17 protein-coding genes are annotated in these 17,626 nt (G+C 62.4%); 9 read left to right on the forward strand and 8 right to left on the reverse strand.

Annotation, left to right across the window (positions count from 1 at the left end; translation table 11 throughout):
• The first annotated feature begins 149 nt into the window (after window positions 1-149).
• The 5 genes from gluP to HK28_RS05565 all read left to right on the forward strand — a co-directional run bounded on the left by gluP (window position 150) and on the right by HK28_RS05565 (window position 7,075).
• Window positions 150-1,451: a glucose/galactose MFS transporter gene (gene gluP / locus HK28_RS05545; protein WP_086643613.1), complete on the forward strand. Its 1,302-nt coding sequence runs from the start codon at window positions 150-152 to the stop codon at window positions 1,449-1,451.
• Between the two features lie 5 nt (window positions 1,452-1,456).
• On the forward strand, window positions 1,457-2,260 hold the full coding sequence (gene nagB, locus HK28_RS05550) for a glucosamine-6-phosphate deaminase (RefSeq protein WP_086643614.1): 804 nt from the start codon (window positions 1,457-1,459) through the stop codon (window positions 2,258-2,260).
• Entirely contained in the window at window positions 2,257-3,033 is a 777-nt protein-coding gene (locus HK28_RS05555; RefSeq protein ID WP_198945802.1) for a copper homeostasis protein CutC, read from the forward strand. Before nagB ends, HK28_RS05555 begins: the two co-directional genes overlap by 4 nt.
• Window positions 3,033-5,213: a beta-N-acetylhexosaminidase gene (locus HK28_RS05560; protein WP_233140373.1), complete on the forward strand. Its 2,181-nt coding sequence runs from the start codon at window positions 3,033-3,035 to the stop codon at window positions 5,211-5,213. Before HK28_RS05555 ends, HK28_RS05560 begins: the two co-directional genes overlap by 1 nt.
• Before the next feature lie 521 nt (window positions 5,214-5,734).
• On the forward strand, window positions 5,735-7,075 hold the full coding sequence (locus HK28_RS05565) for a sorbosone dehydrogenase family protein (protein ID WP_086643661.1): 1,341 nt from the start codon (window positions 5,735-5,737) through the stop codon (window positions 7,073-7,075).
• 192 nt (window positions 7,076-7,267) lie between these two features.
• Here HK28_RS05565 and HK28_RS05570 read toward each other — a convergent pair whose 3' ends face one another.
• The 7 genes from HK28_RS05570 to HK28_RS05600 form a co-directional block, all read right to left on the reverse strand.
• Window positions 7,268-7,738: a hypothetical protein gene (locus HK28_RS05570; RefSeq protein WP_086643615.1), complete on the reverse strand. Its 471-nt coding sequence runs from the start codon at window positions 7,736-7,738 to the stop codon at window positions 7,268-7,270.
• Window positions 7,711-8,175, reverse strand: a complete 465-nt coding sequence (locus HK28_RS05575) for an ankyrin repeat domain-containing protein (RefSeq protein WP_233140374.1) — start codon at window positions 8,173-8,175, stop codon at window positions 7,711-7,713. The genes HK28_RS05570 and HK28_RS05575 overlap by 28 nt, the downstream gene beginning before the upstream one ends.
• A 20-nt stretch (window positions 8,176-8,195) precedes the next feature.
• The gene (locus HK28_RS05580) at window positions 8,196-9,281 is read right to left on the reverse strand and encodes a PAAR domain-containing protein (protein ID WP_086643617.1); all 1,086 of its coding nucleotides are present in this window, start codon (window positions 9,279-9,281) and stop codon (window positions 8,196-8,198) included.
• Window position 9,282: 1 nt separating this feature from the next.
• A complete protein-coding gene (locus HK28_RS05585; RefSeq protein WP_086643618.1) occupies window positions 9,283-9,720 on the reverse strand; it encodes a DcrB-related protein in 438 nt (145 codons plus the stop codon).
• Window positions 9,721-9,825: 105 nt separating this feature from the next.
• On the reverse strand, window positions 9,826-10,866 hold the full coding sequence (locus HK28_RS05590; RefSeq protein ID WP_086643619.1) for an asparaginase: 1,041 nt from the start codon (window positions 10,864-10,866) through the stop codon (window positions 9,826-9,828).
• Window positions 10,856-11,518 carry a hypothetical protein gene (locus HK28_RS05595; protein ID WP_143217328.1) on the reverse strand — a complete coding sequence of 221 codons (663 nt, stop codon included), beginning with the start codon at window positions 11,516-11,518 and terminating at the stop codon, window positions 10,856-10,858. The genes HK28_RS05590 and HK28_RS05595 overlap by 11 nt, the downstream gene beginning before the upstream one ends.
• A 67-nt stretch (window positions 11,519-11,585) precedes the next feature.
• Window positions 11,586-12,146: a transcriptional repressor gene (locus tag HK28_RS05600; protein WP_086643621.1), complete on the reverse strand. Its 561-nt coding sequence runs from the start codon at window positions 12,144-12,146 to the stop codon at window positions 11,586-11,588.
• A 246-nt stretch (window positions 12,147-12,392) separates the two neighbouring features.
• Here HK28_RS05600 and HK28_RS05605 point away from each other — a divergent pair, with 246 nt between their 5' ends.
• From HK28_RS05605 to HK28_RS05615, 3 genes are all read left to right on the forward strand, one after another.
• On the forward strand, window positions 12,393-13,214 hold the full coding sequence (locus HK28_RS05605) for a metal ABC transporter solute-binding protein, Zn/Mn family (RefSeq protein ID WP_158093404.1): 822 nt from the start codon (window positions 12,393-12,395) through the stop codon (window positions 13,212-13,214).
• Window positions 13,211-14,065: a metal ABC transporter ATP-binding protein gene (locus tag HK28_RS05610; protein WP_233140375.1), complete on the forward strand. Its 855-nt coding sequence runs from the start codon at window positions 13,211-13,213 to the stop codon at window positions 14,063-14,065. The genes HK28_RS05605 and HK28_RS05610 overlap by 4 nt, the downstream gene beginning before the upstream one ends.
• Window positions 14,066-14,142: 77 nt before the next feature.
• Complete coding sequence (locus HK28_RS05615; protein WP_086643623.1) at window positions 14,143-14,964, forward strand: metal ABC transporter permease; 822 nt, start codon at window positions 14,143-14,145, stop codon at window positions 14,962-14,964.
• A 204-nt stretch (window positions 14,965-15,168) separates the two neighbouring features.
• On the opposite strand, the gene HK28_RS05620 is transcribed toward HK28_RS05615, so the two are convergent.
• A complete protein-coding gene (locus tag HK28_RS05620; protein WP_143217329.1) occupies window positions 15,169-15,627 on the reverse strand; it encodes a hypothetical protein in 459 nt (152 codons plus the stop codon).
• Between the two features lie 217 nt (window positions 15,628-15,844).
• Here HK28_RS05620 and guaA point away from each other — a divergent pair, with 217 nt between their 5' ends.
• Window positions 15,845-17,443 (forward strand): glutamine-hydrolyzing GMP synthase, encoded by a 1,599-nt coding sequence (gene guaA, locus HK28_RS05625; RefSeq protein ID WP_086643664.1) that lies wholly within the window; start codon window positions 15,845-15,847, stop codon window positions 17,441-17,443.
• Window positions 17,444-17,626 lie beyond the last annotated feature (183 nt).

Genomic DNA, 17,626 nt, shown 5'->3' on the forward strand with positions numbered 1-17,626 from the left:
TAAACCGTGGCATGCCACGGTTTACCGGGCATGTTGTCATCGCTGACGGTTTTCGTCCGATCGCATGATGTTCTAGAACGGACGACCGAACGGGACGGGGCGCCTCTGCGTCGCGCCTCCTGAAAACAGGGAGTAAGGCGTTGCGGAAAATGATCGAGAGCCCGGCTGGCTCCTATGGCTGGCGGCCGGTGCTCATCATGGCGGCGCTGTTCTTCAGCATCGGCTTCGTGACCTGGTTGAACGGCCCGCTCATCACATTCGTGCAGGTGGCGTTCAGCCTCGACGACGTCACGGCTTTCCTTGTGCCGATGTGCTTTTATCTGGCGTATTTCTTTTTTCCGCTCCCTGCGACGATGCTTTCCCGCAAGATCGGGCTTCGCAAGGGGCTGATCGTCGCTCTCTTTGTCATGGCGGCGGGCACCGCTCTTTTCGGCGAGTGCGTCACGGCGCGTTTCTACGCCGGAGCGCTGGGGGGACTGACGGTCATCGGCGCAGGGCTTTCCCTGTTGCAGATTACGGTCAACCCTTATGTGAGCCTTCTTGGCGATCATGACCGCGCGGCGCAACGCATCGCTATCATGGGCACGGCCAACAAATTCGCGGGCATTCTGGCTCCTATGTTGTTCGCCGTTCTGGTCATGCCGCATGTGAGCGACGTCGCCGCCAGCCTTCGCACCATTCCTGCGGGGCCCGAACGCGATACGATTCTGGCGAATTTCGCGCACGCAGTTCATGCGCCTTATGCGGCGATGGCCGGGGTGCTGGTCCTGCTCGCCATACTTGTGGCGCGGTCTTCGCTTCCTGAAATTTCTCTTGAAGCGGCAACGCCGGCAGCTTCAGGCGCGCGCGCGCATCCGCTCTGGCTCGCCACCGGGGTGCTGTCGATGTTTCTTTACGTTGGCGTCGAAGTTCTCGCTGGCGACGCGATCGGACTTTACGGACGTTCGTTCGGATTATCTCTGGACATCACGAAATATCTGACGGCGCTCACGCTTGCAGCCATGATGGCGGGGTACCTCGTCGGTATGGTCGTCGTGCCCCGTTTCGTCACGCAGAGACGCTATACGGTTTTCTGCTGCGTTCTCGGCATCGCGTTCTGCCTGCTGGCGTTATTCGCCGCCGCGACGTCCGGCTCCGGAATCGCGCCGGTTCTGTGCGTGGCGCTGCTTGGGTTCGCCAACGCGATGATTCTGCCAGCGCTTTTCCCTGTCGTGCTGGCTGAGGCCGGGGCGGACCCGGGAAGGGCCACGGCTTTTCTGGTCATGGCGTATTCCGGCGGCGCCGTCATACCGCAGATCTTTGTCCATCTTGCGCCGCGCATCGGTGTTCCCGAGGCGTTCATGGCGCTGGCCATACCGTGCTATGTCGTCATCGCTGGCTGGATGCTCGCCTTTATGGCGCGCACGGCCAAGACGTCCTCCCCGGCAGGCCTGAAGCTTACGGAAGGTTGATAAGCATGAAACTGGTCATCTGCCCGGATGCAGCCGCTGCCCGTGCGGTGGCGGCGCGCGTCATCGCTCGTCAGATCCGTCGCAAGCCGTCCTCCGTTCTGGGACTTGCCACCGGACGGACGATGGAGGCGATCTACCAACTGCTCGTCCAAGAGCATGCCGAGCTTGGTCTCGATTTTTCCGAAGTCACCACGTTCAACCTTGACGAATATGTCGGCCTGCCGGGCTCACACGAGCAGTCTTATCGCCATTATATGCGCGCGCATCTGTTCGACCGGGTGAATATTCGCTCTGAACACGCGCATGTTCCTGACGGCGCGGCGGCAAATCCGGACGTAGAGGCTTTGGCTTACGAAGCTGCGATCGTTTCCAGCGGCGGCATCGATCTGCAATTGCTTGGGCTCGGGGAAAACGGTCACATCGGCTTCAACGAACCGCTGTCGGCGCTGCGCTCACGCACTCGAGCCGTTACGCTCGATCGCGCCACGCGGGAGCAGAATGCGGGCATGTTCGGCGGCGATCCGGATTGCGTCCCTGCTCGTGCGTTAACCATGGGCACCGGCACGATCCTCGACGCCCGCGAAACGTTGATGGTCGTCACGGGAGCGGCCAAGGCGGATATTCTTGCGCGCGTCGTGGAGGGGCCTGTTTCCGCCTTCGTGCCGGGATCGGCATTGCAATTGCACGAACGTTGCCTGGTCGTTCTTGACGAAGCTGCAGCGTCTGGCCTGACGCAGCGCGACGTGATCGCCTGGCAGATGAGCCACGACCCGGAACTGACGGCGTTGCTTGAGGCCGTGCAGGGGTGACGGTGAAACCCGTTCCCGGTCTGGAGGTTTGCGTCGACTCCATCGGCGATCTGCGCGCCGTATGGGAGGGGGGGGCGGACCGGATCGAATTATGCGCTGCCCTGTCGTTAGGCGGCCTGACGCCGTCTCCCGGTTTGTTGGCCATGGCGGCGCAGGGTGTGACGCCGGTCTATGTCATGATCAGGCCGCGCGGCGGAGATTTCGTCTTTTCCACAGATGAGGAAGCGACGATGCGCCGCGATATCGACGCGGTCGCCGTCGCCTTCGAACAGAAGGCCGGGACCGTCGGCGTCGTGCTGGGCGCTTCGCTCGCTGACGGGCGGCTCGACGTCTCGTGTTTGGAGCGCCTGTTGCAACATGCTCGTTCCGTCGGGCTGTCGCGCGCCACGCTTCACCGCGCTTTTGATCTTACGCCAGATCCTGCCGAAGCGTTGGAACAGGCTATCGGGCTCGGGTTTGAGCGTGTGTTGACGTCCGGTTGCGCGAAGACCGCGCGCGACGGCGCTGAAATATTGCGGATGCTGCGCGAACAGGCGGGCGAACGCATTTCGATCATGGCGGGCGGGGGCCTGACGCCGGAGAACGTGGCGCAGGTGATCACCGTTACGGGTGTCACAGAGGTTCATGCCTCCTGCCGCGGGCCTGCCCCGCAGGAGCAGGGAGACGGACGCGGCCTCGCGTTCGGCTTCGGAGCGCGTCCGGGAGAGACGGACGCCGGGCGTGTGCGCGCCATGCGCTCCATCGTTATGTCTACGGCAAGAAACGGAGAATAATGCGTATGAAAAGAGGTTTCTCGACCGGATTCCGGGCTGGTCTGATGGCTGCGGCGGCATTGCTGGCGTTCGACATGGTAGGCGCCCCTGCGGTCGCCGCAACGTCGGGAGCATCCGTCGTGGCGCAATCCGCAGCGCTTCCGGCGCTGATGCCCGCTCCGTCGTCGGCGCAGTTCCCGGCTGGCGCCCTGCCTGCGTCCGGCGGTTTTTCCTTGACCTGGGACAGTGCGCCCACGCCGATGCTCGACCGTGCTGCTGCGCGTTTTAACGCAAGGACCGCAGTTCTGGCTGGCGGCGCACGCGCTGGCTCGAGCAGTGGTGCCATTCCGGTGCGCGTGCATGTCGGCGAAGATCCGAACGTGCTGACCGTTCAGGCGAAAGAGGGCTACACGCTCTCCGTCGGCGCAAATGGCGTTGTGTTGAATGCCGACGGCCCCACAGGCGTTCTGCGTGGCTTTGCAACGCTTGCGCAGTTGATCCGTTCTGGCGCGAGCGGCCCGGAACTGGCGTTCGCGACCATCTCCGACGCGCCCCGTTTTCCGTGGCGCGGCATGATGATCGACACGTCGCGGCATTTCATGAGCGTAGAGACGGTGAAACGCCAGATCGACGCGATGGAACTGGTGAAGCTCAATGTGCTGCATTTCCATCTCAGCGATGGGACCGGGTTCCGCGTCGAGAGCAAGGTGCTGCCTTCTCTGACGTCGAAAGGTTCGCACGGCGAATACTACACACAGGCGCAACTGCGTGATCTGGTCGCCTACGCTGCCGATCGTGGCGTGCGCGTCGTCCCGGAATTTGACGTGCCGGGCCATGCTTTGGCCATTTTGCTCGCGCGGCCTGACCTCGCTGCACAGCATCCGGTCGATCCGAATCCGAAGAACAAAAACAATGCCGCGCTCGATCCGACAGTTCCCGGAACCCTGGAACTGATCAAAAAGCTTTACGCAGAAATGGGCGCCATTTTCCCGGATCAGTATTTCCATGCAGGCGGCGACGAGGTCAGCCCGAAGCAGTGGACAACCAATCCGAAGATCGTCGCCTACATGCATGCGCACGGCTTCGCCACGCCGCAGGCGTTGCAGGCCGCCTTCACCGCCGATGTCGAAAAGATCCTGGCGTCGCAGGGCAAGATCATGGTCGGCTGGGACGAGGTCAGCGAAGCTCCGATCCCGAAGAACGTAGTCGTCGAGGCTTGGCGCAGCTCCAAGTTCATCTCTTCCGCTACAGCGGAAGGGCATCCGGTCATCGTCGCCGTCGGGTATTATCTCGATTTGCTGCAATCGGCGGGCCAGCATTATCTGGTCGATCCGTATGACCCGTCCTCGGTCGGCGTGACGCGCGAGCAGGCGAACAAGATGCTCGCCAAAGGCGGCGATCCTGTCCTGATCAACGCGTTCCTGAATGACCCGGCACCGCCGCCGCTGAACGACGCGCAAAAGAAGCTGGTTCTTGGCGGAGAGACGCCGCTCTGGGCTGAACTGGTGACCGACGAGACTCTGGACGCACGATTCTGGCCGCGTAGCGCCGCGATCGCCGAGCGTTTCTGGTCTTCCGCCGCGGTACGCGATGTCGACGACATGTATCGGCGCCTTGCGACCGTCGACACCGAGCTGACTGCGTTGGGCCTGCAATCCGAAATCAACACCCGCCGTATGATGGCTCGTCTGGCGCCGGAAGATCCCGATGCAGTGCAGACCTTGGTCAGCGCCATCGTGCCGATCCGCAATTATCGGCTGAACCGTTATTCGGGCGCGCATGGCGATCATCTGGACGAAATCGCGGAGATCGCCTCGCCAGATCCGATCGCGTCGATCCGCTTCAATGCGCTGGCGGCTCGCTATGCTGCGGGCGATCATTCGGTCGCGTCGGAACTGCGTGCGCAGTTGCAGGCGTGGAAAGACAATGACGCCGCCTACACCAAGGTCGCGACCAGTCGTGGGCTTGTCGAGGCTGTGCCGGTGTCGCACGATGTGGCGAGTCTGGCGACGCTTGGCCTGAACGCTCTCGACGGAAACGCGGGCGCTTCTGACGCAGGGGCTCGCGCTGTTCTCGACAGTAACCTCGCGCAGTTGGCGCTCTCGACCGACATCACCGCAGCGTTTGGCGCAGCCAACACGCCGGTTGCGGGGGTGATGATCGCGTTCGCTCCGGGCGTGAAAGCGTTGCTCGGCAAGTAGCAGGCTGTCGCTTTGGCGACACGAAAGCCAGCCGAACTTTGGCGTTCGGCTGGTGACGGCTCGGGGCTGCGACGCCTCGATCCGCTCGACGATATGTTGCGTCGATAATGACGCAACTTCGCGTGACGTTCCCGCATGCGCGGGGCTTGTGCGATATTTGGGGCTGCAATATGGCGGTGCCAGATAAAACTGCCTGACGTCGCCGGGCGTTAGTGAATGCCAACTCTGAAAAGAAGCATTTTCAGTAGCCCTGCGGCTCCGGGGCAGGTCGCAGCATTTCCGTAAAGCTGCAGTTCGTACGAATGGCGATGACGCCGGTTGGATGGATCGTACGACAGCGGGTAGCCAGAGGTTCGGCGCGGCGGAGGGCAACAGTTCTGTGTCGCTTGGTGAGCGCATGCATTAAGGGGGCGAGCCGTCCGAACCACCGATGCCGAACCCCGTTCCATAAGCACGATTGACCCGGCGTCCACGAGAGGCGACGCTGTGGCCAACTATATCGACCGGAAACGGAGACTATGATGAACCGCAAGTTGTCGGGTTATCTGGCCGGAGGGGCGGTCGTCGCTCTTGCCGTCATCGGATTTGGCGGATGGTCCGTCATCGCGCGTCCGGAGCAAGCGAGGCTCAGCGTCGCCGCCGGGCAGGGCGCCGATCCAGCGTTGCCCGCGCCGAACAAGACGCTGTTCCCAACCATCAATGTTGCGACGCCCATTGGCTGGCATGCGGGTGAAACGCCGACGCCCGCGCCGGGGCTTGCAGTGAAGGCGTTCGCCGCAGGGCTGCAGCACCCGCGTTGGCTCTACGTCCTGCCGAACGGCGACGTGCTGGTTGCTGAAACCGACTCTCCCGGCACCGATATACAAACGCTGAAGAACCGCATCGCGGGCTTTATCATGCGCAAGGTCGGCGCGGGCACGAAGAGCCCGAACAAGATCATGATTTTGCAGGACAAGGATGGAGACGGCGTGGCGGAAAGTCGCAGCGTCTTCATCGACAATCTGTATTCCCCGTTTGGTATGGCTTTGATCGGGGACGCGCTTTACGTCGCCAATGCGGACGCGGTTCTGCGTTTCCCGTATCACGAGGGCGAGACGCACATCGCCGAACCGGGCACGAAAGTCGTCGATCTGCCATCAGGATATAATCATCACTGGACCAAGAACCTGATCGCAAGCCCTGACGGGTCGAGTCTGTTCGTCACGGTCGGTTCAAACAGCAACGTCGGCGACAACGGCATGGAGGTTGAGGAGGGACGGGCGAGGATCGATCGTCTGGACCTCGCGACCGGTAAGCTGACGCCCTACGCGACTGGCCTGCGCAACCCGAACGGCATGGCGTGGGAGCCGCAGACCGGGAAGCTTTGGGTCACTGTCAACGAACGCGACGAAATCGGCAGCGATCTTGTGCCAGACTACATTACGTCCGTCACGGAGGGCGCTTTCTACGGCTGGCCCTACAGCTATTACGGACAACACGTCGACACGCGCATACAGCCGCAACGCCCGGACCTGGTCGCCAAGGCCATCGCGCCGGACTACGCGGTTGGACCGCATACGGCGTCTCTGGGGCTCACCTTTTCTTTTGCCGCCGCGCTTCTGCCTGCGGAATGGCGTGGCGGCGCAATTGTGGGGCAGCACGGGTCATGGAACCGCCGACCGAAGAGCGGCTATCGCGTGATCTACGTGCCTTTCACCGATGGCAAACCATCCGCTCCGCCGCGTGACGTGCTGACCGGGTTCCTGAGCAACGATCAGGGCGAAACCCGTGGGCGTCCGGTCGGGGTGACGCTGAGCCATGATGGCGCGTTGCTGGTGGCGGATGACGTCGGTGGGACGGTCTGGCGTGTGACGGGGAAATAGATCGGGGCACGGCGGGCGTTAATATGCCGGTGGAAAGCGTTTCTCGGTTTTCTCGGAAGCGCTTTTCGTTTGAACGGAGATAAGGCGCCGTCCAGCACTCCTGCCGGGCGTTGGGTGGGCCTCCGGTTCTCGAACGGGCAGTCTAATCTTATCGCGTCGCCTGGGCGTATCGGGTCTGGAAGTGTGTGTTTGTCAGGAAAAATTCAGGCTTTTTCGCATATTGTAAAAAATATTTACTAGGGCAGGAAAATCCTCCCGACCAGCGCCGGCGGTGGTGACCAACGCGCGGCCATTGTTCAGAGCAGAAAGTGTTATCCACTGGGTGATGGCGAAGCCCTCTACTTCACAGTGAAAGGTGATTTCCCACAGGCCCGTTTTTCCAGACTGCGCCATGTCGGTCGCCAGTTCAAAACCTGCGTAGCCGCGCTTGAGGCGTTCTGCGTAACGGTTGGCGAACGTGGCCATATTCTCGCTGGTGGCCCCCTGCAGATCGCTCGACAAGTCCTCGCACGTCGCCAGAAAAGAAGGCGTGACGCCGGTTCGCGCGCTGGGAAAAGGCGCAGTGATCAGGACGGAGGTCTCATTGATCCATTCTCGCGGCGCTGCGATGGACGCCGCATACTCGACTGGCCCACTCATTTGCGTGCGCTCGACGGTGGCCATTTTCCCTCTTTTTCCAGTTGCAGCACCGTATCGCTGTCAGGAGGCGGAAATGGGTATCCCTGCGCCTTCATTTTCTCAATGACACGTAGTCGCGCCTGATCCTCCGAAGTTCCTGGGAGGATTCGGCTATTCACAGTCATCTGCGCGGCGGTAACACCAAAACGGTCATGCGCCCATATATCCGCGCCATGATCTATCAAAACCTCAGCCGACGGCCATTGGTCGGTCGTGGCCGCAACGATAAGGGGTGTGGTCCTTTGTCCGGAATATACATCATTTATTCCGACATTCTTTTCGGCGAGGGCTCTGACATCGTCCGCTGATCCTTCCATGACAGCGCCCATCATCGCGCTGGACTGCATCTCCTCAGCCGTTTGCCTGCCTGCGGCCATAGATTGTCCTCCAATAAGCTTCAACAAAGTTGTGGCGAGCGTCATGACAAGAAATACTTTGGCCTTCACTGGCATCCGTTCTTTTTCCTGTCAGCAAGAATATCAGAAATTTTCTGATCAATAGCGGGTTGGACATTGCCCATCATGTGTAGAAGACCACTGCGTAGTAAGCCGCCGCTAATTGTGGTGACCTTCAAGAGTTTGGGCCCCTTTTGCCATGGCAAAACTTTGACTGGATTCAGAGGCCAGTGCCGACTACCGGCGGCGGTTGGTATTTTTGGAATAATCGCTTGTGATGTATGCAGGATTTCTCCGCGGACGTACACGTCGTCAATATTATCGCCGACAGGATGCGGCACCGTTTTGGCGTTTAATCCGGCAGCATTGTAGGTCACGGCTGGTCGTCCGGTTGCTCTTGCCGCTGCAGCGGCCATACCGCCTCCCAGGGAGTGGCCGGTAAATGTAACGTCCTTTCCAGCCGGACTGGCTGCGGCAGTTCGCGCGATAAACTGCGCCTGCCGGTAGTAAAAAGTGTCTCGTCCTAGCGCTTGCTTTCTATCGACCTTCCAGTCTTCGCCGCTTGTGAACGTTGTGCCCTTGTATGCCACCAGCGGCGCTCCCGAGCGCTCGTTGATGAAAACAGCTGCCCGGAAGTTGGTCTTCTTTTGTGTTTTGGGATCCACTGGATTTTCAAGCATGCTCTGGTCAAGCCGAAGCTTGTCCAGATCGGCTGCGGTCGCGTTTCTATATCCTTCCGGCGGTGTCCTGCTTTCCGGCGGGTCGTAAGCCGCCGCAGCCGCCTGCGCCTGGATACGAAATTTTTCAAACTGAGCCAGTTCTGCAGCGAGCGATGCGCATACTGCGGACAGGCAGGGTCCGCCAATCAACACGGTTGGGCAACCTGCGCTGATGAGCCCGCCGTGTCCGGTCGCATCCCCCATACGAACGGCGGGTCTACCGTTGATGAGGACTGTCGCCGCGCCTATGGCGGCGGGGTCGGACGGCGTGATGCATTGCGCCATATCGCCCATTCGCGCAGCTGGCAGCCCGCCAATGAGAACGTTTGGCGACCCTTGCAGGATGGGTCCGCCCACATGGATTGGGCATACGTGCATGTCCGTGAGGCGAGCGGCAGGGCGGGCGTCAGGCATATTAGCTGTCCTTCGCCGCCGATGCGGTGAAGCGGAGGCTCGATGCGACGGCGTTGAGGACGGCCAGTTGTTCGGAGGTGAAGTCACCCTGCACGCTGACTGTCATTTTTAAGAGACTGTCATCGTTTTTGATATAGACAAGTCTTTGTGCAATCGGGCTATCGCTCATGTCGTAGCGTATCGCCACGATGCATGCGTCCCGCCCGTCGAGCTGGTGGTCGCGGCTCCAGATTTTCTCAAATCCCTCAGATCGTTGCGCAATCTGGTTCAGTTCATTCTGAGCCAGATCACCCAGCGAACGATCAGGGAGCGCAGGTTGCCTGTGAATCGTCAGGCTCAATGGCGTGGCTCCGCTTACAGGAATCGTCAAAACCTGAACGCTATCGTCCCTGACGTCCGCAGGAAGGACAAGGCTCGCTTCATGAAACGTATAACGCATCACGAAAGTTTAGCGTCGGATTCTCCGGGGCGCCATTACAGGGCGGTTACAAAAAACGTCTGCCGTATCGGAGACGACGCCAAACCGTTGTTGACGTTGCGTCCTTTACCCCAGCCGTCGCCGCAAGTTCTCTGCAACACGTACTGATCCGACCGAAATCCCGTTCCAGTTCCGCAATTCCTGCTCGGTCCATCCTGCAAGCACCGGGCTATCGGAAACGCCCTCTCCGCCGAAACGCGCCAGCACAGCGGCCATTGCGGCTTCTGCGCCGCGCAATCCGCCGTCGCGACATTTGATCGCGACGCCCAGGCCGGTCTGCGGCAGGCTCGCCACCAGCACGCCTTCTGCGCCGATCTTGGTGAAGGCGCGTTCGCCCAGCGCTTCCATGACCACAGTGTCGAAGCCGCCCGTGCCGCTGACCATGAACGGGGCGCTGGCGACGGCGCGACGCAGTCGCTCGGCGGCGCGGGCGAGGTCGGGGCTGAAGCCCTGTCCCGTCGCGAAACGGGCATAGGCGAGCGCGAGGGCGCGCATCGGGATGGCGTAAGTCGGAATGGAGCAGCCGTCGACGCCGCGATTGGAGGCGTCGTGCGCGGCGCCGGTCACTTCGGTCATGGTCTGGGCCACGCGCTGCATGACCGGATGATCCGGCCGGATGTAACCTTCAACGTCGACGCCCTCTGCACAGGCGACGCAGATGAAACCGGAATGCTTGCCGGAGCAGTTGTTATGCAGCGCGCAGGGCTCTTCTCCTGCCGCGGCCAGACCGCGTGCCGCCGCCGCGTTGGTCGGCCAGTGTGCGCCGCATTCGAGTGAAGTCTGGTCCCGGCCCAACCGCCCGAGAATGCGTGAGGCGACGGCGGCGTGGGCGGGTTCGCCTCCGTGTGAAGCGCAGGCGAGCGCGAGGTCTTCCGGGATCAGGCCAAAGCGGTCCGCAGCCCCGCTTTCGATCAGCGGCAACGCCTGCAACGCCTTGACCGTGGAGCGGGGGAATACTGGCGCGTCGATATCGCCCTGCGAGAACGCTATGGCTCCGTTGGGGTCGGAAACCACGATGACGCCCGTGTGCAGGGATTCGACGCGCCCGCCGCGCAGCACTTCGGCCAGAGGCGCGTCGGTCCGGTGTGAGGCGTATTCAGTCGTCATCCCTGTCTCCCGTCAGCAACCAGACGCGCAGGCCTTCGGTCCGCGATCCGTCCGGGTCAATCTCGATGGCGCGCTCCATCACCGCGCGCCGCAGACGCAACAGCGCGGGAGCATCCATGGCGCCTGTTTCCGCGTTCTCCTGCCGCTCCGCAAGCCATGCCAAAGCGGCGCCCGCTTCCCGCAACGCGGGTGGTGCGTCGCGATCGGGGGATAGTCCGTCTTCGACCAGAGCGCGCGCCTCAGTTTCATCGTCGCAGCAGACGTATAGCCAGACGTCGGCGGCGTCGGGTTGGGCGGACGCGGCGAACTGCCTCAAAGAGACAGGCGCGGGCAGGAAGCGGACCGATTCGCGGTTCCGAGATTGTGAGAGTGAGGGCGGCAGAGGCGCCGGGCCGCTCGGCTGAGCTATGGGGGGCGCTTTTGTGGTTGTATTTTCGGTGTCCGGCGTGCTTGTGGCCTCCGCGGCTACGTTAGCCGAGGCGTCAGACGCCGCCGCCGCGGGAAAGAGATCGAATTGCGCGTCTTGCGTTCCGTGGCGCGTGCGACCCCTGCGGGTGATCCCGCGCGGTTTGGCGGGCACAGCGACCGCGTCGTCCGAAATCATTCCATCGAGCGCAGGCTGTTGCGTTTTCCGGGCCGGTGATCTCGTCATCGCGCAGCCATCGCTGTGTGGCGGTCAGGGAAACGTCGCCACGACGACGGGTGCGTCCCGCGCCGCGTCATTGCGGCGGAAGGGAAGCCGTTTCTTTCGCCCCGGAAGCCAGACACTCGGCGCATAACCCTTCAATCTCGATCGTCGAATGCTGGACATGAAAGCCCGCATTACGCGACGCGAGTGAAATCGCTCGTACGATTCCGCCGTCTTCCAGCTCCATGACGCGCGCGCAGGCCCGGCAGATCAGAAATTGGGTGGCGTGGGCGCAGTCCCCGTCATGGTCATGGGAATGATCAAGCACATGCACGCACGGCACGAAGGAGGACAGGCGTTCGATTTTGTGCGCGAGCCCGTGCTCCAAAAGGAAGTCGAGCGCACGATAGACCGTGGGCGGCGCGGCGCCTGCGTGACGGGCCTGCAACTGCTCGAGCAGATCGTAAGCGCGCAGCGGGTGCGACGATTCCAGCATCAGCCCCATTACCTGTCGCCGGAGCGCTGTCATCCGCACGCCGCGCTTCACGCACAGAGAGTCCGCGCGGTCCAGCAGGGCCTCGGTGCGGGGAGAGAGCCGATCTCCTTCGGGAACGACGGAGGCTTCGGACGTAGGGCGGGTGGCGGTCGGCATTGCTCACGTATCGTAGGCCATGTAGCGGGCGCTGCCCATACCCGCACGTGGTCGTCGTAATTTCATATTGATATATTATAACATCACGCTTACACCCGCCCGACCATGCGCCTTTCTCCTCCTTCCGATCAGCGGGACTTACTTGCGCCCGGCGCAGTGCGACGGCTGACCCGGCGCCGCGTGTTCGCTGTATGCGCCGGGGCTGGCGTCGTTGCGTATGCTGGTTGCGTTGAAGAAGTTTCTGCGATGACGCCTGTGCGTGCGCTCGCGGCGGAGGCCGTCTGGCGCGACATAGCGATGCAGATCGGCGGCGACGCCGTGGCGGTCGACTGCGTCATGACAGCGCCTGAACTTGACCCGCATCTGTTCGAACCGACTCCCGCAACAGCGCGGGCCGTCGCGGCCGCGGACGTGCTGATCGCCAACGGTGGCGGATACGACGCCTGGATGGATCGCCTCGTCGATGCGGGAAAGAGCTCGGGCGCGCGCTATATTCGTATCTCCGACGTCATTGGCTGGCGCGAACCTGACAATACGCATTTCTGGTACGACCCCGTCATTGTGCGACAGGCGGCGGCGGCGATCGCCTCGGCCTTCTCGGGGTATGCGGGATACGCCGCGCCAGCCATCGCTGCCCGTAAGGAAGCGCTGTTGCGCGATATCGATGCTATCGCCGCGCGCATTCGCGCGCTGCGTGCAAGATTCTCCGGTGCGCGCGTCGCTGCGACAGAGCCATTTCTTGACCGTCTGCTCGGCGCACTTGGGCTTGATGAAGCGCACGCAGAGTTTCAGCGATCGGTCATGAACGACGTCGAGCCAGGTCCGGCCGACGTGGCGGCGTTCGAGAGCGATCTGCGAAATGGGCGTCTGAGCATGTTGGTCTACAATGCGCAAACGGTGACTCCGGCCACCACGCGCTTGCTGTCGTTGGCCAGTGCCGCGCGGATTCCGACAATATCGGTGACGGAGACGCTGCCGCCGAAACTGCGCTGGCAGGATTGGATGAGCGGCATACTTGATCAAATCGAGCAGGCCCTGAGCTCCAACGTCAATCGGAGGCCTGCATGAGTGCGAACGTCGATGGCGTGACCGGGACAATGACGATGGCGCGCCCTGTTGTGACTGGTGGTGCGTCGCCTGATGGCGTCGCCCAGCCAACTGCTGCGGTTTCCTGTCGGGCTCTCTCCATCGGTCATGGGGAGCGCGTCGTTCTGCAATCCGCCAGTTTTTCCATTCCGGCGGGCAGCTTTGTCGGTCTTCTCGGTCCGAACGGCGCGGGAAAGACGACCTTCCTGCGCGCTTTGCTCGGGCTGACGCCGGTGCGAAGCGGGGAGTTGCATGTTTTCGGCGCGTCGCCGGTCTGCGGCGACAGTAACGTCGGATACATGCCCCAGAGCCGCACACCGATCCGCGTTCGTCTGACCGGGCGCGATATGCTGGCGTCCTCCTTGCACGGCGAGAGATGGGGGTTGCCATTAGTGCGCGCCGAAGGCGCCAGGCGGATCGACGAGGCTCTTCATGCGGCGGATGCGCAGGATTTGGCCGAACGCCGGATCGACGCTCTTTCAGGTGGTGAGTTGCAGAGACTCCGCCTTGCGCAGGCGCTTCTGAGCGCGCCGAGACTGCTGCTGCTCGACGAACCGCTGGCGAGTTTCGATCCGGTGCGCATGCGCGAGGCCGCGCTGCAAATCCGTGATGTTGCGCGTCGCGCAGGAGCCACGGTGATCTGTTCCGCGCACGATATCGATCCATTGCTCGGCGTCATGGATTCCGTGCTTTATATTGCGCGGGGTCGGGCCAGGCTGGGCTCGGTGGACGAAGTGATCACCAGTTCCGCGCTATCTGACCTGTATGGCGCTCCGGTTGAAGTGTATCGGTCCCCCCGGGGGGGAATTTTCGTCAGCGCCGACGCCGCATGAGAGAGGCTTGCGCCGAACGCCTGCGCGCGTAGTCTCCCCGCCGCCTGTCCATATCCCTGTCGCTGCTGGTTCCGTCGATGCTCGAATATGATTTCATGCGCATGGCTTTCGCCGCGTCCGGGTGCGTGGCCGTACTGGCGGGGCCTGTAGGCTGGTTCCTTGCATTGCGCGGGCAGAGTTTTGCGGGACATGCGTTGTCGCATATTGGCTTCGCGGGCGCAGTTGGCGCGGCGTTGCTTGGTTGGCCGCCGCTCGCGGGGTTGCTGGTGGTGGCGGTGGCGTCGGGCGCGGGCATGGGCGCGCTGGGGGGTAGGGCTACGGGGCGGGACGTTGCGATCGGCATGATCCTCTCGCTCGCCATGGGGTGTGGCGCGCTGTTCCTGCATCTGCTCACCCACTCCGCCATGACGGCGACGGCTCTGCTGTTCGGTAACGTTCTCGGCGTCACGCACGGAACGCTCGCATCGCTGGCGGTGATCACGGCGTTTTCGCTGGCGATGCTGGCTTTTCTCTCGCGTCCTTTGCTGTTCGCAAGCCTTCAGCCTGAACTGGCGGAGGCGCGGGGCGTCAGGATGACCCTTCTTTCGGTTCTGTTCCTGATGCTGGTCGGCGTCGCAACGGCCGGCTGTGCGCAGGTGACGGGCGTTTTACTGGTCTTCACGCTTATGGTCGGCCCGGGGGCGACGATCCTGCGGGTCGGGCTGTCGCCTGCGCTCGCGCTGCCGGCCGCAGCGGTTTTGGCGCTGGCTGAGGCGTGGGGCGGTCTGGCGTTGTCATGGTGGAGCAACGCTCCGGCGTCGTTCTGGATAGCGGTCTTGAGCGTCGTCTGTTTTCTTGTCTCAGGTATTCCGGCGCAGTCTTTGCGGTTCAGGCGTGAGGGGGACGCGGGTTCCTGCTGATCGCGGGATTGGTGACAAGCAGGGAATGTCACCGACCAGGTGGGATGGCGCAGGTGTTGAAGTGCCCCCCCTTCAACGAACAACGCCTGATTTTACAAAGTTTTTTGCTTCTTTTTCTTCAGCATAAAGAAGACGCAGATGGCTCCCGGGGCGCTTCGAAAAGAATGAGCGCGTCCCCGTGATATGTCGCTCTGTCTGTAGGTTCTATCGCCCGATCAGATTGGACCAGGGATGGCTTGCGGTTCTCGTCATGACGATATGGGCTCTGCACGTTGGCGTCCCGAATACGCCGGCGATAGTGTCGCCGTCCGGGTGACCTTCGAACACCATGGGCAAGGGACGGCGGCTGGCGTCGGTAAGCTTGAGCTGCGCGTGGAAGCGCTTGTGGTCCGCGTCCGGATGGCCGCGCAGGGTCAGGGCCCCGGTGCCGGGGGAGAAGACCAGACGGTCTGACTGGATCTGCAGGACGGAGTCCGTCTGATCGGGGCAAGCGCCCCGGTCTGTAACCAGGCGTCCAGTCCAGTTTCCGTAGGGATCGTCCTGGGCTGACTGCGCCGCGAGAGCTGGCGTCGCGAGAAGCGGGAGCAGGGCGACAAGAGCGCCAGCGCCGCCGAGCCTGCTGGCTCCGACTGCGCAAGGTCTCGGAAAAATGCGCCGTAACATGATCTCGGCCTCCGGTTCGTTAGCGGCGGCGGAGCCTTCTGCTGGGCGTCCGCTTCGCCCGGCGCACCTCCCATGCGGTGAAAGAGGTGCGAAAAGGATGGAAACTGGTGACGCTGGGCCGCCATCGTCCTATACCGCGCCGATAACCCGCCGCAACACCTCCGCCGCCATGCCATCGTATCACCACGACGGAGGCGGCGACAGCAAGGACCCGCCGATGACCGGACCCGCTCAGGACACGCCACTGCCGCTCGACGCCTCGCTGCATTCGGACCGGATACTGATTCTGGATTTCGGGTCGCAGGTGACGCAGTTGATCGCCCGTCGCGTGCGTGAGAGCGGCGTCTATTGCGAGATCTGGCCGTTCACGGCCGACGCCGAGCGCATCCGTTCTTTCGCGCCGCGCGGCGTCATCCTGTCTGGCGGTCCCGCCAGCGTTCATGACGCAGGAGCTCCCGTCGTTCCGGACGTCGTCTTCACTCTCAATGTCCCGGTTCTGGGCATCTGCTACGGTCAGCAGGCGATGTGCAACCAGCTGGGCGGCAAGGTGGAGGGATCGGACCATCGGGAGTTCGGTCGGGCGTTCGTCGAAATCACCGAGGATTGCGCGCTGTTCCGTGGCGTGTGGGCGCGCGGCGGGCGTGAACAGGTATGGATGAGCCATGGTGATCGCGTGACGCAGATCCCTCCGGGGTTCCGCGCCGTCGCGACGTCCGAAGGCGCGCCGTTCGCCGTGATCGCCGACGAGGGACGCAGGCTTTATGGCGTGCAGTTCCACCCGGAGGTGGTGCACACGCCGCATGGCGCCGCGCTGCTGCGCAACTTCACGCACCATGTCGCCGGCTGCACCGGGTCGTGGACGATGGCGGGTTTCCGTGACGTCGAGGTCGAGAAGATCCGCAAGCAGGTTGGCGACAAACGGGTGATTTGCGGCCTTTCGGGCGGCGTCGACTCATCTGTCGCAGCAGTGCTGATTCACGAGGCTATCGGCGACCAGTTGACCTGCATTTTCGTCGATCACGGGATGCTGCGTCTGGGTGAGGCGGAGGAGGTGGTCAACACGTTCCGCGGTCGCTTCAACATCAAGCTGGTGCATCGCGACGCGTCCGAACTGTTCCTGTCGGAGCTTGAAGGCGTGACCGACCCGGAGATCAAGCGCAAGACGATCGGGCGGTTGTTCGTCGAGGTGTTCGAGGAGGAAGCGGCGAAGATCGGCGGCGCCGATTTCCTCGCGCAGGGCACGCTGTATCCGGATGTGATCGAGAGCGTCAGCTTCACCGGCGGCCCTTCGGTCACCATCAAATCTCATCACAACGTCGGCGGTCTGCCGGAGCGTATGAACATGGGGCTGGTGGAGCCTCTGCGTGAGCTGTTCAAGGACGAGGTCCGCGCCCTCGGGCGCGAACTGGGCATTCCAGAGGTCATCGTGGGCCGCCATCCCTTCCCCGGGCCGGGGCTTGCGATCCGCATACCGACGGACGCCATCACGCGCGAGAAGCTCGATCTTCTGCGCCGCGTCGACGCGATTTATCTGGAAGAAATCCGTAACGCCGGTCTTTACGACGCGATCTGGCAGGCGTTCGCGGTGCTCCTGCCTGTGAAGACGGTCGGCGTGATGGGCGACGGACGCACATATGATCAGGCCTGCGCGCTGCGCGCCGTGACCAGCACGGACGGAATGACGGCGGAGGTTTATCCGTTCGACATGGGATTCCTGAATCGTGTGGCGAGCCGCATCGTCAATGAGGTACGTGGGGTCAACCGGGTTACCTACGACATTACGTCAAAGCCGCCGGGCACGATCGAATGGGAATGATTCGGCGTCTGACGCTAAAACGAAGTGGGTTTGTGAAAACTTCATATTGTTGAGGTTTTGAGTGACTCTCCGCCGCTCGACATTTTCGAGCGGCTTTTTTTATGCGCTGTGAAACAGGCTTATCGGCGAAGGTTCTTCTTCATGTCGGTGTTCGCTATTGACGTTGCGTAATCTGCGCCCGTT

The organism is Acetobacter sp. DsW_063 (assembly GCF_002153745.1).
Lineage (GTDB): Bacteria > Pseudomonadota > Alphaproteobacteria > Acetobacterales > Acetobacteraceae > Acetobacter.